The sequence below is a fragment of the Janthinobacterium sp. GW823-FHT03B06 genome, assembly GCF_058796955.1.
On record NZ_JBXAJE010000008.1, the window covers coordinates 184,485 to 204,183 of the forward strand.

The 19,699-nt window shown below is 55.5% G+C and carries 14 protein-coding genes; 3 read left to right on the plus strand and 11 right to left on the minus strand.

The window, feature by feature from the left end; genetic code table 11:
• Positions 1-349 precede the first annotated feature (349 nt).
• Positions 350-2,080, plus strand: a complete 1,731-nt coding sequence (locus tag AC1RBA_RS23660) for a methyl-accepting chemotaxis protein (protein WP_070224774.1) — start codon at positions 350-352, stop codon at positions 2,078-2,080.
• Positions 2,081-2,090: 10 nt separating this feature from the next.
• On the opposite strand, the gene AC1RBA_RS23665 is transcribed toward AC1RBA_RS23660, so the two are convergent.
• A complete protein-coding gene (locus tag AC1RBA_RS23665) occupies positions 2,091-3,233 on the minus strand; it encodes an AI-2E family transporter (RefSeq protein WP_492419961.1) in 1,143 nt (380 codons plus the stop codon).
• A 162-nt stretch (positions 3,234-3,395) separates the two neighbouring features.
• Positions 3,396-4,382, minus strand: coding sequence for a hypothetical protein (locus AC1RBA_RS23670; RefSeq protein ID WP_492419962.1), 987 nt, complete (start codon positions 4,380-4,382; stop codon positions 3,396-3,398).
• A 153-nt stretch (positions 4,383-4,535) separates the two neighbouring features.
• Between AC1RBA_RS23670 and AC1RBA_RS23675 the strand changes: the two genes are divergently transcribed.
• Positions 4,536-4,904: a hypothetical protein gene (locus tag AC1RBA_RS23675; protein WP_492404994.1), complete on the plus strand. Its 369-nt coding sequence runs from the start codon at positions 4,536-4,538 to the stop codon at positions 4,902-4,904.
• Here AC1RBA_RS23675 and AC1RBA_RS23680 read toward each other — a convergent pair.
• The 3 genes from AC1RBA_RS23680 to AC1RBA_RS23690 all read right to left on the minus strand — a co-directional run bounded on the left by AC1RBA_RS23680 (position 4,883) and on the right by AC1RBA_RS23690 (position 8,958).
• On the minus strand, positions 4,883-5,944 hold the full coding sequence (locus tag AC1RBA_RS23680; RefSeq protein WP_070224770.1) for a GGDEF domain-containing protein: 1,062 nt from the start codon (positions 5,942-5,944) through the stop codon (positions 4,883-4,885). The genes AC1RBA_RS23675 and AC1RBA_RS23680 overlap by 22 nt on opposite strands.
• A 201-nt stretch (positions 5,945-6,145) precedes the next feature.
• Positions 6,146-7,078: a bifunctional helix-turn-helix transcriptional regulator/GNAT family N-acetyltransferase gene (locus AC1RBA_RS23685; protein ID WP_409027608.1), complete on the minus strand. Its 933-nt coding sequence runs from the start codon at positions 7,076-7,078 to the stop codon at positions 6,146-6,148.
• Between the two features lie 233 nt (positions 7,079-7,311).
• Positions 7,312-8,958, minus strand: a complete 1,647-nt coding sequence (locus AC1RBA_RS23690) for a DNA cytosine methyltransferase (protein ID WP_492419963.1) — start codon at positions 8,956-8,958, stop codon at positions 7,312-7,314.
• 48 nt (positions 8,959-9,006) lie between these two features.
• Between AC1RBA_RS23690 and AC1RBA_RS23695 the strand changes: the two genes are divergently transcribed.
• Positions 9,007-9,468, plus strand: coding sequence for a very short patch repair endonuclease (locus tag AC1RBA_RS23695; RefSeq protein ID WP_492419964.1), 462 nt, complete (start codon positions 9,007-9,009; stop codon positions 9,466-9,468).
• Here AC1RBA_RS23695 and AC1RBA_RS23700 read toward each other — a convergent pair.
• The 6 genes from AC1RBA_RS23700 to AC1RBA_RS23725 all read right to left on the minus strand — a co-directional run bounded on the left by AC1RBA_RS23700 (position 9,426) and on the right by AC1RBA_RS23725 (position 19,518).
• Positions 9,426-9,671 (minus strand): hypothetical protein, encoded by a 246-nt coding sequence (locus tag AC1RBA_RS23700; protein WP_492419965.1) that lies wholly within the window; start codon positions 9,669-9,671, stop codon positions 9,426-9,428. The genes AC1RBA_RS23695 and AC1RBA_RS23700 overlap by 43 nt on opposite strands.
• A 66-nt stretch (positions 9,672-9,737) precedes the next feature.
• Entirely contained in the window at positions 9,738-11,513 is a 1,776-nt protein-coding gene (locus tag AC1RBA_RS23705; protein ID WP_492419966.1) for an AIPR family protein, read from the minus strand.
• Positions 11,510-12,526, minus strand: coding sequence for a PD-(D/E)XK motif protein (locus tag AC1RBA_RS23710; protein WP_492419967.1), 1,017 nt, complete (start codon positions 12,524-12,526; stop codon positions 11,510-11,512). Before AC1RBA_RS23710 ends, AC1RBA_RS23705 begins: the two co-directional genes overlap by 4 nt.
• Positions 12,510-15,416 (minus strand): Z1 domain-containing protein, encoded by a 2,907-nt coding sequence (locus AC1RBA_RS23715; protein ID WP_492419968.1) that lies wholly within the window; start codon positions 15,414-15,416, stop codon positions 12,510-12,512. The genes AC1RBA_RS23710 and AC1RBA_RS23715 overlap by 17 nt, the downstream gene beginning before the upstream one ends.
• On the minus strand, positions 15,413-16,906 hold the full coding sequence (locus AC1RBA_RS23720) for an ATP-binding protein (RefSeq protein WP_492419969.1): 1,494 nt from the start codon (positions 16,904-16,906) through the stop codon (positions 15,413-15,415). The genes AC1RBA_RS23715 and AC1RBA_RS23720 overlap by 4 nt, the downstream gene beginning before the upstream one ends.
• Entirely contained in the window at positions 16,903-19,518 is a 2,616-nt protein-coding gene (locus tag AC1RBA_RS23725) for a sigma-70 family RNA polymerase sigma factor (RefSeq protein WP_492419970.1), read from the minus strand. Before AC1RBA_RS23725 ends, AC1RBA_RS23720 begins: the two co-directional genes overlap by 4 nt.
• Positions 19,519-19,699: the final 181 nt, after the last annotated feature.

The window sequence follows — 19,699 nt, forward strand, 5'->3', positions numbered from 1 at the left end:
AGATGGCTAGCATAAATGGCATTCCCAAGCGACCGCGCACGTCAGCGGAATGCCAGTTCTGCGCAAAAAACATCATCCGCTTGTTACAAAGCGTGAAAATTCCAGACGGATGTTGCTACTGGTAATCTTTCCCTGTATCTTGCAGTCAGGAAATTAAAAGTACAGGAAACCTCGACCTCGTTGCCCTGTCTTGCACTCCTGACGATATGCGCGGGCCGCCTTCCCCCCTGCCGCCGCACACGCCGTATCGACCTGTCCTGAACAATTCACGTGATCCGCCCATCTGGCGTTTGCCGCTACCTCGTCCGGCAGGCGGTGGCACGGTCGCGCCCTTACCAAGGAAAACTGCATGCTGTCGAATATAACAATAAAAATGCGTCTGATCGCTACCATGAGTGTGCTGGGCGTGTTGATCGCCTTGCTGGGCGTGATGAGTATCATCAGCCTGAAATCGGCCAACAACAGCCTCAACGAGGTCTACAGCAATCAGCTGGCCTCGACGCAAGCGATTGGCGAATCGCAAATTGCCCTGGGCCGCGCGCGGTTCACGATGGACCGCGTGATGGTGCACCCGGATGCGCCCGATGCCAAGGATACCCTGGCCCGCGCGGAACAATTTCTGGAAGCATCCAACAAGTCGTGGAAGGTGTACCTGGCCTTGCCGCAGAGCGCGGAAGAAAAGCGCCTGTCCGACGACATGGACAAGAAGCGCAGCGATTACATGAACAATGGCGTGCTGACCATGAGCAAGGCTTTGCGTGAAGGCAACATCGCGCAAGCGGACGGCTTGATGATGAAAGGGCTGACGCCGCTGTACCGCACCCTTGACCAGGCCGCTGAAACCTTGACGCAATACCAGGCCAGCTCGGCCGCCAAGATGTATGCGGAAAGCCAGTCCAGCTTCCGCACCCAGGTGACCATGGCCATCGGCGGCATGATAGTGGGCGCCTTGCTGACGATTATTTCCAGCTTCTTGCTGCTGCGCGCCATCTTTGGCCCGCTGGACCAGGCCCTGCGCCATTTCGGCGCCATTTCCGACGGCAACCTGGCCAACGACATCGTCATCACGCGCCACGACGAGATGGGCGCCTTGCTGACGGGCTTGCAGAAAATGCAGGAACGCCTGTCGACCACCGTGCGCGGCGTGCGCGACGGCAGCGGCGCCATCGCCACGGCCAGCAATGAAATCGCCTCGGGCAACCTGGATCTGTCGAGCCGCACGGAGCAGCAGGCGTCGAGCCTGGAAGAAACGGCCTCGTCGCTGGAAGAGCTGACCTCGACCGTCAAGCAGAACTCGGACAATGCGCGCCAGGCGAACCAGCTGGCCGTCTCCGCCTCGGACGTGGCGGTGAAAGGCGGCGCACTGGTGGCGCAAGTGGTCGATACCATGGGCACCATCAGCGAGTCGTCGAAAAAGATCGCCGACATCATCGGCGTGATCGACGGCATCGCCTTCCAGACCAACATCCTGGCCCTGAACGCGGCCGTGGAAGCGGCCCGCGCCGGCGAGCAAGGCCGTGGCTTTGCCGTGGTCGCCACGGAAGTGCGCAATCTGGCGCACCGCTCGGCTTCCGCCGCCAAGGACATCAAGATGCTGATCGAAGCATCGGTACAGAACGTGGGCGCCGGCAGCGCGCTGGTCAGCCAGACGGGCACGACGATGGACGAGATCGTGTCCAGCATCCGCCGCGTGACGGACATCATGGGCGAAATCAGCGCCGCCGGCCGCGAGCAGGAACTGGGCATCGGCCAGATCAATCAAGCTGTGGCGGAAATGGATACCGTGACGCAACAAAATGCGGCGCTGGTGGAAGAAGCGGCAGCCGCTTCGGAATCCATGCAGGAGCAGGCGGCGGCGCTGGCCGAGATGGTCAGCATTTTTAAACTCGACGCCAACCACAGCGGCCCGGCAGCGGCCAAGCCTGCCTTGCGCAAGCCTGTCGTGGCCGCCGCCAGCACGGCCTTGAAACGCCCGGCGTTGCGCCTGACGCCAAGCCGTACTGCCTCGGCAGCCGCTCCGGCGCAGCCACGTGCTGCCAAGCCCGCTGCAGACAGCAGCGGCGAATGGGAAGAGTTTTAATCTAGCGGGGTTACAGGGCCACCTTGCTGCCCTGTTCCTGCAATAGCGCCGCCTCGGCCAGGGCCTGGGCGCGCGCTTCCTCTGCCGCCTGTTCGGCTTTCTCCAGTGCATCGTGGCGCGCCTGCAAGGCTGCCCGCGCGCGTACGAAGACGATCTTGATGGCCGCCATCACGGGCACGGACAGGAAGATGCCCACCACGCCACCCAACTGGTCGCCGGCCAGCAAGCCGACGATCACCATCAGTGGACTCACTTCCACGCCTTCGCTCATCAAATACGGGTTGACCACGTAATCCTGGAACAAACGGTAGGCGGCGATAAAGCCGATCAGCCAGAACACGTGCTCGAAGCCGCTGAAACCGGCCACGACCACGGCGATGACGGCCGCCGCCAGCGGACCGGCAAACGGGATGAATTCCAGCAAGGCGGCCGCGCCGGCCAGCAGCAGGCTGTACGGCACGCCCATCAGGGAAAAGGCGATGCTGTAAGACACAAACGTGGCGATCGACAACAGCAGCAAGGCGCGTACATAGCGCGACAGCAGGATGTCGAGGTCATCGATGATGGCGCCCCAGAGTTTCTTGTTCGGGCGGTTCAGCAGGGACAGCAAGCCGTCGCGCATGTCCGGGCCTTCCTTGATCAGCAAAAAGCTCAGCACGGGCACCAGCACCAGATAGATCAGGTTGCTGGCCGCATGCATGACGGTCAAGCCCAGTTCCTTCGCCAGCGGCATGGCTTGTCCCGTACCGCTGCTCAGCTGCGCCTGCATGAAGGACAGCAGGCGCGCGCGCAACGGTTCCATGAATTCGGGCAATGGGATGCGTTCGGCAAAATTATTCCCCTTGAGCAAGGTCGGCAGCTGATCGCTGAGCTTGATTGCCTCTTCCTCGATGCGCGACCCGAAGATGGACCCCAGCACCGCCACCAGCAAGATCACCACGAGGAAGACGATGCCGATGGCGGCTGTGCGCGGCAGGCGCTTCGGGCCATGGCGCTCCAGCAGTCCGATCAGCGGATACACGAGGTAGCTGAAGAAGATGGCAAAGACCACCACGATCAGGGTCGACGAGACCTTGTAGGTGAGAAAGAGCAGGAAGGCGATGAGGAACGCCGTCCACACCATCTTGGCAACACGCAAGTTAAAACCGAACATATGAATTCCTTAGGGCAGGATGCGACGCAAGCGTGGCTGGCTTGAAGGGCAGGGTGGGCAAGGCAGGGATGAGGCCGCGCCGCACGGCCGGAAATCATACCGCAAAATGCCAAAATGCCATGCTCTTGTGCGTAATGGCAATGCTTTCCCTGTTCGCCTTCCTTAATTTTTCCGCCAGATGGCCACCGTGATGAGCACGCTGTCTTTCTTGCCCGGTTCGCGCAAGGTCACCGTGTAGCGGCCGCTCGTATCGCTGCCCGTGAACACGACCTTGTCGTCATGGCCCTGCACTTGCGCGCCTTTGGCCAGCTTGGCATAGGTGTTGAGCACCCAGTGGAAATCGGCATAGCTGCGCAGGGTGATGCTGGCATCGGGCATGGGCTCGTCACCGGCCTCGGCCGCTTCCGCAGGCGTGCGCATGGGCAAACCGCCCAGGCCCGCCGGTGCAATGAGCTTGCCGCCGCTGGCGCTGCTATTCAATTCCGCGTCCGGCAGCAACAGGTGCAGCAAGCTGGGGGGAAAGCCGGGCGGCACGTCGCGAGGCTCCCAGCCGGGCTGGCCGGGAAGAGTGGTGATGTATTCCACCGCAGCAATACTTTGCCGCTGTTTCGGCGCAGCCTGCGCCAGCATGGGCGGCAGTTGCCGCGCCCACACGAGCAGCGGCGCGGCCATCTCGTCCTCCGCGCCCGGCGGTACAAACACCGTCAACATGGCGTGGGTGGACGGCAGGCAGGCGGGCACGGCATCGCCGATGGCGGCCTGGCAATGACCGTTGACGAGGCCCAGGGCCAACAGCTTGCGTTGCGGATCGAACAGCATGGCGGCGCGCTGCGCGCCGTGTGTGTCGGGGTTGATGGACGCCAGCACGGAACGCCCGTCGGGCAGCATGGTGCGCTGGATGTCTGGCAGCGAACGCATGCTGTCGAGTACCTGGAGCGCGATCAGGGTATCGCCCTGCGTGTAGTTGCCGCGCGCATAACCGAGCAGCTTGAAGACGCCGGCGCGAATTTGTGGATGCTCGTTCAGGCTGAGCGGCGGCGATGGCACGGAGACAGGCACGGTGGCGGCCACGAAGGCGGCGTCTTCGGCGGAAACGGCTTGAGCCATGCTGGCAAGCGGCAGGCACAGGGCGGCGTACAGCGATAGCATGCGCAGAGTGAATTTTCCTGGGGTGTTCAATGGCAATCCTTGTCGAGACGCCAGGCCGGTCGGCTTGCCGGCATGCGCGCGCCGCGATCTTAGCATTTCAGGAATGAAAAGCTTTCTGCTAAGCTAGTCTATTGAATCACTGCCCCGCTTGCCATGGCCAAGATCACCATTTCCTGCAGTACGCCCGTTGACGATGAAGTCGTGACCGAGTTCCTGCACAAGTACGTGCTCCACTCGCGTGTCGGGGCGGCCAGGAAATTACGCATGGGAGAGAAGGGCTGCTTCTATACCTGTTCTTTATACTTGGAAGACCATGCCAGGGTCAGCCAACTGCTCCGCCGCATGCTGGCCTTCTTTGAGAGCAAGAACATTCCCTTGACCATCCTCAAGATCGGCGCGCAGGACAGCTGGTGCGAGGTGGATCCCGAGCAGCGCGATCCGTGGAAGATTGCGCCGCAAGCCTTGCTGGCGCTGCTCGACGCGACGCCGGACGGCGGTATTCAGGCGGCGTTGAACACGTAGCGGTTCTTGCCGTTTTTCTTGGCCTGGTACAAGGATTCATCGGCGCGCCGGTAGCTGTGCGACAAGTCCGCTTCCTTGATCAGTTCCGCCATGCCGATGCTGACGGACACCTTGCGTTCCGGCACGAAAGCCGCCTCGACCGCATCGACCAGCTGCGCGGCAAAGGCGCAGGCCGCGTTCTTTTCACCCACGTAGATGACGGCAAATTCCTCGCCGCCCAGGCGGCCGCACAGGTGCTCGCCCGACAGCCCCGCGATCACCTCGGCGATCCTTTTCAGCACTTCGTCGCCCACGTCATGGCCATGCACGTCATTGATCTGCTTGAAGTCGTCGATGTCGATCATCAGGAAATACGCGGGCGTGCGCGCCGTGCGCTGCAAGGCGCGCGCGCTTTGCGTGAACATGCGCCGGTTATTGAGTCCGGTCAAGCCATCCTTGTAGGCCATCGTCGCCAGCTCGCGCTGGGCGCGGTAGTTATGGATGCGCAAGACGAGAAAATAGATGTTCAGCGCCAGACCGATGATCACGCTGATGGTGACGGCCAGCACGGGCCAATGCTGGTCGGCCTGGCCCGCATGCACGGGAAACTGCCCCAGCCCCAGAATGGCCCACACGCACAGCGACACGCCCAGGTAATACGCGATACCGCTGAAGATGGGCGCCGTCGTCAGGGTGATCATCACGCCCAGCGGCAATACCCAGAAAGCGGGGTCTTCCGTGCCCAGCATCAGCACGCGAAAGCCGAAAGCGATGAACAGCACGCTGATGGTGCCGCTGGTGATGATGGCCTGCAAGGACTTCGCATACACAGTCAGCAGCAGCCCGGCCAGCATGCCCGTCACGCCCAGCGCCGCCTGCGCATGATCGAGCGACGCGCGCGACAAGGTCAGGCTGAAGGTGACCAGCCAGCAAGCCAGGCCAAACGTCAGGATGGCTATCGAAATGAAATGCAGTTCCTTGAAAAAGCGCTGCTGCTGCTCCCGTTCTCCTGAAAAGAACAGGTAATAAAAGGCAGGCGACAGGCTGCGCGAAGTGAACATTGCATTTGTCCAGAGACAACACGCCTTGCGGCAGGGGCGCCTCCCGGCAACGGCAGGCGGCATGACGCGCGTACAAAATTAGTTGCGCTCAGGAACTAGTGTACTGGTTTCTTGGGGGCAGTGGTGATCCGGGCGAGGAAAACGGCGGCCAGTGTACTGCCGCCGCCACAGTGGCGTACGGCGGCGCGGCGGCGAGGGGCGTCACAGCTCGCGTGCCAGCACCTGGCCAACCAGGTCCTTGCCAAAGCTGTGATGCGCCTCTTCTTCGACCAGCTGGAAGCCGGCCTTGTCGTAGATGCGCCGGGCATCGGTGAGGATGCTATTGGTCCACAACACCATTTTCGTGTAGCCGACCTGACGGCTGAAGCGCAGGCATTCATCGACCAGGCGGCTGCCGATGCCCAGGCCGCGCGCGCAGGGATCGACATACAACAGGCGCAGCTTGGCCGTCGTGTCATCCTGGCGCACGATGAAGACGGAACCGATCACCTTGCCGTCCTTCTCGGCGATCCAGCAGCGCTCGCGGGCAGGATCGAATTCCCGCACGAATTTGGCGAGAATCTCGGCAACGAGTGCCTCGTACTCGTTGTTCCAGCCATACTCCTGCGCATACAGCACGGCTTGCCGGTGGATGATCCAGCCCATGTCGCCCGGCTGCGGATTGCGCAGGATATAGCTGGGCGATGAGCTGGGCGATGGCTCCCCCAGCAAGCCCTGGATTTGCTCCATGGCCGCGACCAACTCCTGCTGCGCCGTCGGCGGCAAGCGCTCCAGCATGGCCGCCACTTCGCGCCGCGATGCCTCGATCAGCGGCGCGAGGGTGAGCTGTCCCTGTTCGGTCAGCTGCAATTGCGTGGCGCGCGCATCCGTCGGCGAGCGCGTCTTGGCGATCAGCCCCTGCTTTTCAAAGCCGGCAATCACCCGGCTCAGGTAACCCGCGTTCAAGCCCAGCTCGCGGCACAGGTCCGCACTGGTCAATTGCTCCCGATGCGCCAGTTCATACAGGATGCGCACTTCCGTCAGAGAGAATGCGCTGTCCAGCAGGTGTTCATGCAGCACGCCAATCTGGCGCGTATAAAAACGGTTGAAGCGGCGCACGATCTCCGTGCGTTGGCCGAGTTGGTCCGTATGCATGTTGGGGCCTCTATTTGCTTGCTTATGGCAGATTATTGATTGCTTTTGGCAAGTATTTCAATGCAAAGGCAGGATTTTGGCGGCATAAAAAAGTGGCCCTGAAGAGGGCCGCTTTGGCTGTCACGCAGATTAGGGAAGCTGCTTATGTCGGGTGTCACAAAAATTGTAAACATGCCCATTGATTCATAAGGATTTTTTCACTTACGTAGTCACACGAAGGGGGGAGTTGGTGATCAAGCATCGGCTTCCTGCCGAGTAACCTGTTCCCACATATCTTGTTGCGCAGGGGGGCAGACGCCAGCATCGGTGCCTCTCAACAAAGCATAAACAATGTCGCCAATTTTTTTCGCAAGAAGGGGCGGGACAGCATTTCCTACCTGATGGAACTGCTCGGTTCTATTCCCTTGAAAAAAATAGTTGTCCGGGAAGGTTTGCAGCCTAGCTGCTTCCCGCACAGTCAGGCTTCGGCACTGCTTTGGATCGTAATGGATGAAGTAGTGACCATCCTTGGAAATGTGACTTGTGACCGTCGTAGCTGGCCGCCCGCGCAACTGGACACGGAAGCGATCAGAGAACTTGCCCGTTTCCCAATTATCATGGTTTGGTCTCAATCCCTGCAGTGAGAATTCGACGTGTCCCTTCGGCGACCAGCCAAACGCATCGGCAAACGCCGCCGCGTACGCATAGCGCCGCAGATCTGTGCGCATATGTCCCCGGGCGTCATGATTCAGCCAGACCGAAAGCATCGGATCGTAATACCAGCCATCGAGCAATTCCGGACTCTCTACATCCTGCGTCAGCATGCCAAGCTGCTTGTTACCTGTGCCGAGTCCTCGTTTGATCGAAACAGATGCTTCCCTGAGCACCTCCTGCAATCCAGCATCGCCATGGGCGTCTCTCACCTCACGTGCCATCTCGCTGAAATGGTTCGCCACCACGTCGCCCCAGCCTTCATCCGAGTCGGGCTCTTTGCTCAGCCGGCTGCGTAGCTTTGGAAGAGAACCAATGACTTGCTCGACTGTAACCTCACCTGCTTTCTCGATTTGCGCGGGAATACCCAAGCCGATGTCTTCGCGCACACCGATAAGAATCACGCGGTGCCGTGCCTGTGGTATTCCATGCTGTTCTGCCTTGATGACGAAATCGTGTACATCGATATTGTGTGGAGAGTCTTTGGCGGAATATTTGGTTGCACACGTAAGGGAATGGATGCGGTACCCACTTCCGGAAGCCGGCATTTCCATTGCTTTGTCGGGATCCGAAAGATCTTCAAGGATAGTCTCGAAGATCTTTTTCCCACCAACAGTTGCTGTGAGAATGCCTTTTACGTTCTCCATCACGAACACTGCGGGACGGTATTTCTGAATAATTCGCAGGTATTGCTTGTAGAGGAAATGACGATGATCTTCTTCAGGACGGTATTCGACGTTGCTTCGGTTGCGAGCCCGCCCCACGATCGAGTACGCCTGACATGGAGGGCCGCCGATCAGTACCCATGGCGTGTCCGGACCAAGCTCGTGGGCGGAAATTCTTCGATCAAGCTCATCGTTATCATGAGGCTTCCCCAGCTCCAGTTGTAGCGCTTCTTCCCCAGCCTCCACCCATGCATCATGGTTGGTTTCGTCGTACGGATATTCCGATTCGCCGTTGCAGAAACGATAATAAGAGTCGATGGAATTCCCACCTTGACGTTTGAGTAGGCGATAGAAAGCCCTCAGACGAAGTGTACTGTGCGCAGAGGAACTCATTTCAGCCGATACAATTATTCTGAAAGGGTCACTTTCTACTGACGAAAATCCTTCACCAAGACCTCCAGGCCCAGCAAAGAGGTCAACGATAGGAATATTTCCCGTAAAACTGGATTTCTGTTTGATGAGCAACTTTGCCTTAAATAAAAACTCGTGTGGGCACGTAGGATACCAGGAAAAATGGACATAGTCGATTCAGCTACCCGGTCGAGAATGATGTCAGGGATTCAGTCTAAAAATACAAAACCCGAAATGCTCGTACGCCAATACCTTCATGCGCAGGGATTCCGTTATCGGTTGCACACGCGTGAACTACCTGGGTCGCCCGATCTCGTACTGCCAAAATACCGTGTATTGATTTTCGTACACGGGTGTTTCTGGCACCGACACGCGGGCTGTCGTTTTGCGACCCAGCCTGCATCCAATATCGAGCGATGGAAAACAAAGTTCCAGAGTAACTTGGAACGGGATGCAAAGAATGTGGCTGCGTTGCAGGCAACGGGATGGCGCGTGTTAGTGGTTTGGGAGTGTGAACTTAAGCGCGAGCCCTTGGACAGACTTCAGCGGCTCGCTAGCGAGATCACGCAACAAACCATCGGTCAGCTTGAATTCATCAAATTGCATTCAGACTGGTCTGGTTGATGAGACCTTGAAGTAACGGTATCCGATGTGAGCGTGGCAAAAACAGTCATGGAAAAAATGGCGATCTTCCTGCCAAATAGAACAATGTCGGGAGTGCCCGGTAAATCACGGCGGTGAGGTCGGAAAAAATAAGCCCGCCGTAAAGAGTAAGCGTCTTGCCAAAACCTCGGTTTGGAGTTTTCTCCCTTAATGTCAGACATCATCCGGCTTCGAACATGTGGTTTAACGATGTCTACCACTAAGCTCCCAATGCCCCGCCGAATTGATTTCTACACCGCCTTGAGTTCGGGTATGTCAGCAGCTGGCGCCGAATAATTGGCACTCATGACCTCGTCCTTGCACTCAGGCTTCTTGGCCCATTCCGATACCATACGCCCACCGGCAGAATTATGTAGCACTTCATTGACCTCCTTGGCCCACACAGCCAGTTGAGCGAGAAACTCAGGCGATACAGCTTGCTTGGTCCAGATACGTTCTAAGTCGATGCGGCTTCCAAGTTTCTCTGACATGAGCGCTACGGTGTAAGCCGTGACGTTGGCTTGAAACGCCGGGAACATAGGCCTTAGCTGTTTTTGAGCATCGCGGTAGATCTTCGCTTTGGCGATCATCGTTTTGAAGTCCTGAACATTTGGCAGTGGAATTTCTTGGCCTTCAGCAGGCGTAAGACTTGCCATAAAGCGATCGAAATTCTTTTGTGATCCAAGGCTTACAATATCTGGCTTACGGTCCCACGCGGTCAAATACTTCGCCAAATCGGTTTTTGTAATACGACGAGCAGTAGGGATTGCATCTTTAAGTGCTTTGAGTTTTGCTGGAGTGGAGCCCTCGCGGGTGAGCAGGGTGTTATAGCTACCCGACGCTCGTTCATAGAACCACTGGCCGACGCCATCTGGGCAATAGATTGAGCGAGACAGTTTTTCAATCTCAACATGGAACGGCTTGTTCGCGGACAAGTCCGATTGTCTCACCGCATTCTGGCTGTTCGCAAATCGAGAGATGTCCGAGACGAGAGCCTCCTCTTTCGAGGCATCCGTCGTCTTCATGACAATAATCTTGGCTGGAACCCGCACATGGCTCAAGTCCGTCGAAGGATATTTCTTTTTAGTGAAATAGAGGGAGGCTGTAGTCTGGCCGCCGTTGACAATTTGCAGGCCTTTGAGCCATGCGATGCCGGAGGAACCGTCATTCGCTTTGCCAAGTATCATTTCGTCGGCTACAACAACAATACCGTTGTTATAGGCCATAAATCGCTCAGGTGCTGATCGCAGCGTGTTTTGTATCCCCGCGTTCACCCCTTTGCCTTTTACACTCAGGAAGGAACGCACGTTTGCTTCGAGCAGCCGTGCACCGAACCGTTCATAGAGAAGACGCAAGGCCTCACCAGGCACGGCCGTGAGCGCATAGTCGTAGTCATCATTTTCACCAGGCACAAACACACAGGGCAGAGGAGCGCCAGACACCTCGGCAAAGTCCACCACCAGCTCATCGCGTGGTTTGCCTTCAGACCAGTGACGATGCAGCCTTTCGATGTCCATGACTTCGAGGCGAACGGATTTGCCGCCGACTTCGCGAGTTTTAAAGCTCTTGGATTTCGCCACCTTGTCCGTGATGACGTAGACTCGGATCTGTTCCAGGTCGTTATAGATCGCTTGCAGCGTCTCAGCGAGGGAGCGAACATTCGTTGATGGGTCCAGCTTAGGGGCCATCTTTCCATCAGCGCAGAGCGTCAGAAAACGAAGGCATTGCTCGACTGCGGTTTTGGTTTCGGAGTCAGGAATCGGCGTGGGATCGTCCACGCCTGCATAGAGACTGACGAATAAATCCAGTTGATCCAAGTCCTCCGAAATGGCATAGCCGCTGAGCCGCAAATTTGCTGAGTTGAACTTACCTTCAAAGTGGCATTCTACGGGTTCGAATGTCATGCCGATTTCCGACATGTGATCCATCACAATGCCTGAAAAGACCAGCTCCTCATACAGCGCCCCATCTCGCATTTGCGAGCGGACACTAGCCTGCGTCTCGCGAAGAAAATCTGTTAAAGTCATATCCTCATTGCTCCTATTCTTTTTAATGCGTCATCAATCTCGACGACCGTGCTGGCGGCCTTGTCCAGATCGATCTCGTAGCTTGCTTTCGTAATGCCCAACGGGACATTTCCGAGAGTCAGGCGCGGGAAATCTTTGTCCACCTCGATGATGCGAGTGCCCGCCTGTGTGAAACGCCTGACATAGCGCTCAGCGTGCTGCTCGATAAACCCTGCGGCGAGCAGTCGTTCCGCGAAAAGGCGTTCAGCTTCGGCATCCCCTTTGACAATGCATTGCATCTCATCGACTATCTCTGGCAAGGTCTTGCCGGTGGTGGTTTGTTTCAGTCGAACACTGACCACAAACAACGGCTGACGAACAGAATCTTCAAGCTGCTCAAGAGACCCGATCTTTGCTGGGAACCCGATCGCAGACAGCGTGGACTTCACTTCCAGCGCTCCGGTTCCCAACTCAAAATCTTGAAGTGCATCCAGTGGACCAAGCCATGATCCAACTGCGAGCGGCGTCGGCACCCCCGCGTCCATGATTAAGCGCAGTACAGAAAGCTCTCCGACCATCCCAATTTCTGCTTCTGGACTGAGCGCCTGAAAGCCTTTCCTCATGAACTCTTGCCAAGCTCCGACGCGGCCCAGAAATACACGCAGCAGTTTTTTCTCGTTCGCTCCCGCAGCTGCGGCGTCATCAAGCGCTCCGACCACGTCTGTAGCCATGCTGGCAAAAAGATCTTCGCTGCCTGTGGCCTTTCTTGTCAATGCAAGCCATAACTTGCTGTCGCCTTGTGGATTTACCTGCTCAACCGCGAAGCCTTGGCCTTCCGGTAGCTTGTCGGAAGCGGATAGGCACATGGCGGGAAACCCGACCAATACAGCTTCCGCGTTATCAGGCGAGCGACGGCCAGCCTGTAGTTCGAGCGGCAATGCGGGAGCAATCGGAATGGCTTGCCAGCCAGTTTCCTCACCGAGCCCAGACAGCGACGCCCACGCCATCAAGAATTCATCACTCTGTCGGGCCATATTCCTGTTTCCAATATAAGAGGTTGACTTCGTAAGCGACGCTAATCGTCTTTGCGCTGGCAGGGAACGCAATGGCAAATGCCATGATCGGCTTTGTCCAACCTGAAATAATAGGCGGGGAAATTTTTGTATCGCCGTCATATGCGTATGGGGACAACGGATACAGCAGCAACAAGCCCCTTTGGGCGTCTGTTCCCAATACCTTGCGGGCTTCTCGAATTCCTTTGCCACTAGGGTCTGAAGGCAAATCGTCTTTTTGACGACCACGGGCTGCGTCAGGTTTCCACGCGGCTTTGGTAAGTTCCAAGGCCTTTTCCCATTGCCCGTTGTCCAAGTCGATGCTCTCATCTCGCGGCCCAGTCAGAACGCCAATGGAGAATTTGGTATCGCCATCATCAACAGGCTTGTCCAATTTTCGAGTTGGGAATGATGTGATATTGATATCGCCAAACAAGTGATGGTCGCCATCGCCGGTTCCTCGCCCAATAAGAGCTATGTTCCAAGTCGCGAGCTGGCCTATCTCTAACATCTTGGTGATGAAGTCAAACAGCACGCCCGCTTTTGCGCTGGTCGCGTTTGGATGGGTGGTGTAGGCAGACAGGAAATTTAATATCTTTTCGGCTTCGATGTTTTTCCACAGGCCCGCGTTAGGCCAAGCTTGTGAAACCCCATTGCGTTGATATGAAAAGTCATGATCGAAAGGCTTGCCGAGACTGTTGACAAGCGAATCAGTGGCGTTCAGATTTGCTTCTTGGATTTTTGCGTCTCGGTGGAAGAGAATGGTCTGGGGCCGTGTGCCACTATAGCTCAACGAAAGCGTCTCGGAATTACGCATCTTTATCGGAGATGTCACCGTCAATACTTCATGAGATTTGACCTTCAGCCCATACTGTTCCGGTGTCAGGCCAGTTTGTGCCATGAAATCAAATTCCTCGCGCAGTTCTTCGGAAGCGTCAGCGATATGCTCAAACCACTTGATTAGGTCTGGTGATGTGTAGAGACGGCACAGGTCCAAATAGCCGGGACGGTATCCGAACCAACGACCCATTTGCATCAGGGTGTCATACATTTTCGTGGTTCGCACGAAGTAGCTTACGCATAAGCCCTCAAGGGTCAAACCTCGCGCGAGCTTATCGCCCCCCACCGCGATTACTTTCAATGCCGCCCCAGGCGTGGCGTAATCCAAGGCATCCTTCGCCGTTCCATTGATGGAGCGAACCTGAATATCATCTAGCAAATCGGGCAATGCACCTACCACTTCGTACCATGATGGAAGCTCGGGGGGCTGTTCTTCCTTGGTGGACAGGGCTGCCACTTCGTTGCGAGTCGAGACAAAATCATCTTCCCAAAGCTTGTGAAGTTGAGCGAGGAGCGCATTCGAGTCCGTTCCTCTGATGATGCGCTGCTTCATCCGGCGGACAACTTCCTCAACCTGAGTTTTCACGTGATTTTGCACGTCGACATAGCGGGTTACGTGAACAAGCATGGAGCTGTGTTGCTTTCCTTGTCCGCGAAGTGCGCGAACAGCACAGGCCAGCACGAAGGCCTGGATGGCCTCGTTTAACGATGGAGGCACCGTCTCCCGCCCATCGTAAAGGGGTTCGTGAGCCTTATTGTGCTTGGGCGGCATCCACCCTGCTTGGGTCATTTCGTCATAGTTATCCAAGATGTCACGCGACAAGGGAAGTACTCCTTGTCGGCCATCGTTGGTCATCTTGCCGAACAAGCGAGCAGGACCGATATAGTTTGACGGAGCCGACAGATTGATGATGAAAGCCTTGGGGAACAAATCCGGGCCTTCCTTGGCGGTGCTGCCTTTTTGGTGAATGAAAATGTTGGCAAATGGCGTGGCGGTGTAACCCACATAGGCCTTGCGAGTGAATGAATGCAAAACTTGGCGAATGAGGCTATTGATCGCTTTGGGGCGATGTTCCTCGTCCGGATCGCCATTTTCATCGAAAGCTTGCTCACCAGTGTCCACGGATGCGTTATCGGCCTCGTCGTCGATGACGAGCAGGGGCAACTTCGTGACCAGCTTTCGGCCATCCTCCAAATCGGTGGAGTCCGCAACGCGCGTCTGAATCCAGTTGAGCAGAGCGGTCAGAACGGTTTTCTGCTTTTTAACCACGAACAGCCAAGGCCGTTCTTCAGGCGAAATGCCGTGGAAGTGTTTTGCGATAGCCTTGCTGAAATCGCCGTTATCAGCTCTGGTTGTTGCGGAGTTTGTTTTTAAGTCCTCCCCAAATTCTGCGACGCCAATCGGCATTCCAGGGTCTCGACCCAATGTGGTCTCATACCCTAAAAAGCTCTCTTCCAGACGCATTTGCGTCTGTGATCGCAAATTATTGTGGAGGCCTGCGAGCACAATAATAATTTTATAGCCGGCGTCCGCCGCCTTGCAGATAAGGCCGGAGTAGTTGCTGGTCTTGCCCGATTGCACGTGGCCAACTACAAGACCACGACGATCCCATGGGTCGGCGCGCTGCGGATCTTCCAGCAATTCAAGGATGCTATCCGTGGCTTCGTCGAGGCCTTCCACAACAGTGTCGGACATTTTTGATTCCTGGAAGTCGCGGTAGCGACGCCAGTAGTGCCAGTCCTTCTTGCGTGCAGCGTTCAACCAATCTTCATGATTGGTGTTGTCCTTCATGGTAGTGGACTTGCCCATCCAATGACTGAAACGCTGGATCAGAGTCGAGATGATTTCCTGCTGGTCGAGGACAATCGGCTCATCGTCTGTGAACATGTCTACGGCCTTCTGCACTTTGGCCGCAATGTATGCGGCCGTGACTTTTGATTTGTCCTTCTCGGCTCGAATCAGTCGCTGTGCAGTAGCGATGACGTTTTCAACTAACTCGTTCTGTGCTGCTATCTCTTCAGCTACAGTCATGTTTTAGCTCCCAGTTTAGCGACAAGCGTTGGATATTTTTGGAATGGTTCAGTGCGTAGCATGGACTTGCGTGCATCCTCCACACTGAGACCTTTGCGTTCAATGAGATCATCAAAGAGAACAGTCGCAACTTCGATAATGGCTGCGTTTGGTTCTCCATCAAAGTTTGTCCGAGGAGTCTCTTTATTTTCTGCGGTATCCAGCCAGATACGTTGCACCGGCACGGTTTCTTCGATGATCCGCAGCATTGACTGAATGAGTGGTTGAAGCTCCCTCGCACTTGCCAAGACCGCTGCAATGGATGGGTGATTTTGATCGATTCGATAGCGGATGCCAGCTTTGAGGCGGTCCACACGCCAAGCTTGTTCGATTGGCTCGTTGCCGTTTGCCGGCGTGGGTGTCCCTCGATATGCAAATACCCGTCGTGCTCGTTCGCGAGTGTTTTCGGCGAGCGACATCAACCATGGACGCAGTGATACGGGAGGGCGTGCAGTGGATTTTCGGACGTCAATTTTCCAATCGGCGTCTGCCGTATTAGGAATATCGAGTCGAATTCGGGCAAGGCGATGGGCCTCTTCTCGGTTCCAAGCACGAGCGTTGCCCAGTCCTAGCCATCCGCCTGCGACGAGAAGACGCTCATTTCGATACACGTAAAAGCCCTGCTGTGTGGTCCATCCTTCAGGGCCTGCATTCTTCTCAAATTCAGCTGCCGTTAGCTTGTCACGGTGCGGTAACACATGGCATTGAACTGCGACATGCCCGTAGCTGGTCGAGTGGTTCGTCACTGGTGAGGTCCATGGCTTCGCAGAATGACCTGACATAAATGGGTCCCAAGGAGCGACAGCTCTGTCGTTGAGTAGTAGTTTGAGCTTGGCACGGGGACCTTGAAGCAGGCGATGGAAAATCATTGCCAAATGCGATTCAACTGTATCGATCAGGTCATTAAAGTTATCGGATGTATAGCCATCCGTGACGATTCGATCCATCAACTCCCAGAGCACCAGCGTTCCAGATTTCGCGGCGATGAGTGTGTTGAGATAGGTGGACGAACCAGAAGCAGGGCCTTCAAATAAAAGCCATCCACCCTCCGGGTTTGCCGCCAACTCGTCCAAGTCCCAACGCAAACAGCTTTCGGTTTCGTTTTTTACTGTCTTTACAGTTAGGCGGCGGCATTGCGAAAACGACGCTGTTTTTAGTCCCATCCCAAAGCGGCCAAGATCATGCGAAGCACGAACATCAAGTGGATTTTTATCACCCAGTCTCATCGCACTTTCTAGCTCGGCATCGGCCATACCTCGGCCGTTATCCAAGATGGAAATGCGACTCGCAGGTCCATCCCAAATGAAATTAACGCGGATTTCCTTTGCTCCGGCGGAGATACTGTTGTCGATGATGTCCGCCAGTGCCGCAGACGTTGAATAGCCCAACCCCCGGAGAGCCTCAAGCATCGCCATTGCGTGAGGTGGTGCACTACGTGTTTTCAAAGTCATTTCCAGTAGCCTTTTCCTGGCGAAAATTCAAAACCGACGGCCAACAGCTTGCGAACGAGTTTGCGCTGCTTTCCATCGCCGATGTCCGCCACGTCTACCCAAATTTTTCCTGAGGTCCCTTGGCGATCATCTAACACACGAATACCTGCGTCCTCAATTTGGGACAACAGCCGATCTAGAGACTTTGATGTCACCGTCAATTGGATGAATGCACTAGATTTATGAGCTTCATTAGGTGAAGACGTTTTCACATAAGTGATTGGGTCTTCATTGATCTCACTGGAAGGATCTATCTTGGGCGTTTGGTCGACGTCCGCAATGATCTCCTCTACGCTGGCACCGTCTGCCTCATCAGCTTCATCTGCTGACACGTCGACACTTAGCGGTTTTTTCCCTCTCACCGGCAGACTTCCATAGAGCGCCAATAACAGCCGATCTGAATAAATAGGATTGCGTAGCTTTCGAAGAGATTTGGCTTCGATCTGACGGATACGTTCCCTTGTAACACCGTAAGCCACGCCAACCTCTTCAAGAGTGAACGAGTTATTCACTCCGATACCAAAGCGGAAGCGAGTCACCTTCTCTTCTTTCCGTTTGAGCGTCAAAATTACAGAGTCCACCATCCGGCAGAACTGTGATTCTGCACAGGATTCGAACGGATCTGGCGATACCAGGCTGCCATAAGCACTCGTATCGATCAGCTCCTCATCAAATTCATCATCAATGGATGTCGGCTCTTGCGGAATTCGCTCAAGTGTTCCGAGAATCCGTAAGCTGATACCCAGACGCTCTGCGATTTCTGCTGGCTCCGGCGGGCGCCCAGTTTCCGATTCAAAGGCTCGCGTTTCTTTTGAGAGTTTTTGAAGCTTGTCGTGAACATGAACAGGAATTCGTATTGTACGGACAGTGTCTGCAACAGCACGGCCTACTTGCTGGCGTATCCACCAAGTCGCATAAGTCGAGAACTTATAACCTCGTCGCCAATCAAAGCGTTCGACCGCCTTCATCAGACCGATATTTGCTTCTTGGGCCAAGTCGTCAAGAGGCTCGCCGCTATACAGATATTTTTTGGCGATATGGAATGCCAGTTTCAAGTTGGCAGCAGCCATCTGTTCACGAGCTTGCAGATAGTCCGTTATTGCGGCTACAAATGCATCAGCTGATTCATGAGAATCCGTAGCTGCGCTCTTAGCTAGTCCGAACAGGAATGACGTAGTAAGTCTGAGTGAATCAAGGTGCTCTCTGATTTCGTTAGTGCTACTGGCTGATTGCGGATTTGTCACCGACTCGCTTAAGCGAAGCAGGGCATCAAAGAAAAGACTGGCTGGGTTGTCGGAGGTAACAGCAGATTCTTCGGCTTCCTCATCGCTCTCATCACTACTGCTCTCCGCTGCGGCCGCAATGACAGGTTCATCGTCTGTATCGTCTAATTCAGGTTGTGCCTCAAGCGGTCCCATCGACATAGAGAACAGCGTTCGCTTCTTGGCCTGAGCCAAGCGACCGGCAGCCAATACCTCCTCGATCCCAGAGGGCCAGAGAGCCAAGGCATCCAAGGCTCGCTTATGTTGTTGTTCCATGCGCTGAGCGAGTGCAACCTCTTCGTCACCAGAGATCAACTTGATCTTTTGGAAGTCCCTGAGATAGATGCGTAAGGGTTCGGCTCGTCGGGATGCTGCACTGTCGATAAAATGCATGGCGTTGTCGATGCGTTCTTCTTCGTCCTCGCTCTCTTGAGGTGAGACGAAAACAGTGAAATCTTCGTCGGGTGCTGCATACTCAAATCGCTCGTCGACCTCGGCCCCCAAATCGTTCACGACCAAGGTCAGCAAGGCTTCAAATTCTGGGTTGGCACTGCCGTCTGCATTCATCGATAAGAATTCGATTTCCATGCTCGGCACGCTGCCTTCCCGATAAGCTCTCAAAAGTAGTAGCCGTAGGTGTTCCCTGGCTTCAACGTCGTCTTTGCGTATGAATGGAACGGATTGGTCAGGCAGGAATACATCGACATCATCCCAGTCCGCCGATGAGTCGATCGGTTCGTGCGCTGAGATGGCGGCTTGAGCTGCACTGGCTTCGGCCACTAATACTAGGTCCAGCTCAGGCGGAAGAAGCTCTTCTTCGGGCTCCCAGTCGAACAGGGAAAATCCTTCCTCGTCATTTTCTAGAATGAGGTGAGGCATGGGTGTGGCAATGGTCGTTTGCGGGTTTTCTTCGGCCGAGGCTACATCAAAAGCTGGCTTCGCGATGCTTGCATGGTCAGTGAGGAGAACGGGGGCGTCATCTATCGCCGGTGTCTGTGCTGGTTCAGGTATCGTAAGGGGCTCAGGGACCAGAGTGGTGGGCGCGAGCACCTCGGCTGCTTGTTGAGCACGCGTCGCAATCGCGATCGCATGAGCGGTTCTACCAGCCGGGTCAAGCAACGCTCTATCAGCTCCGGCGTTCAGCAATAATCGGCACATAGCAGCTTTATTCTTGGCTGCCGACAGCATGAGCAAAGTTAACCCGGTCGAGTCGCGGGCATTGATATCATCGCCGCGATCAATATGGAGCTGGACGGCACTTTCCACGCCAGCCATAACGGCCATTTTAAAAAATTGATTGAGAGGAGGCATGCTATCTGCGCCCATATTGTGGTGAGCGTGACTTGCCAGCGCCCTGATTCCCTGCATTCATGTAGGTTAAAACGTATTATAAATAACAATCATATTTTATCAATTTTACAGTAATTGCTTTCAGTAAACATAAAATAATGCAGAGTGATGATTTAATCTTGGCGATGTCTAACGTATATTT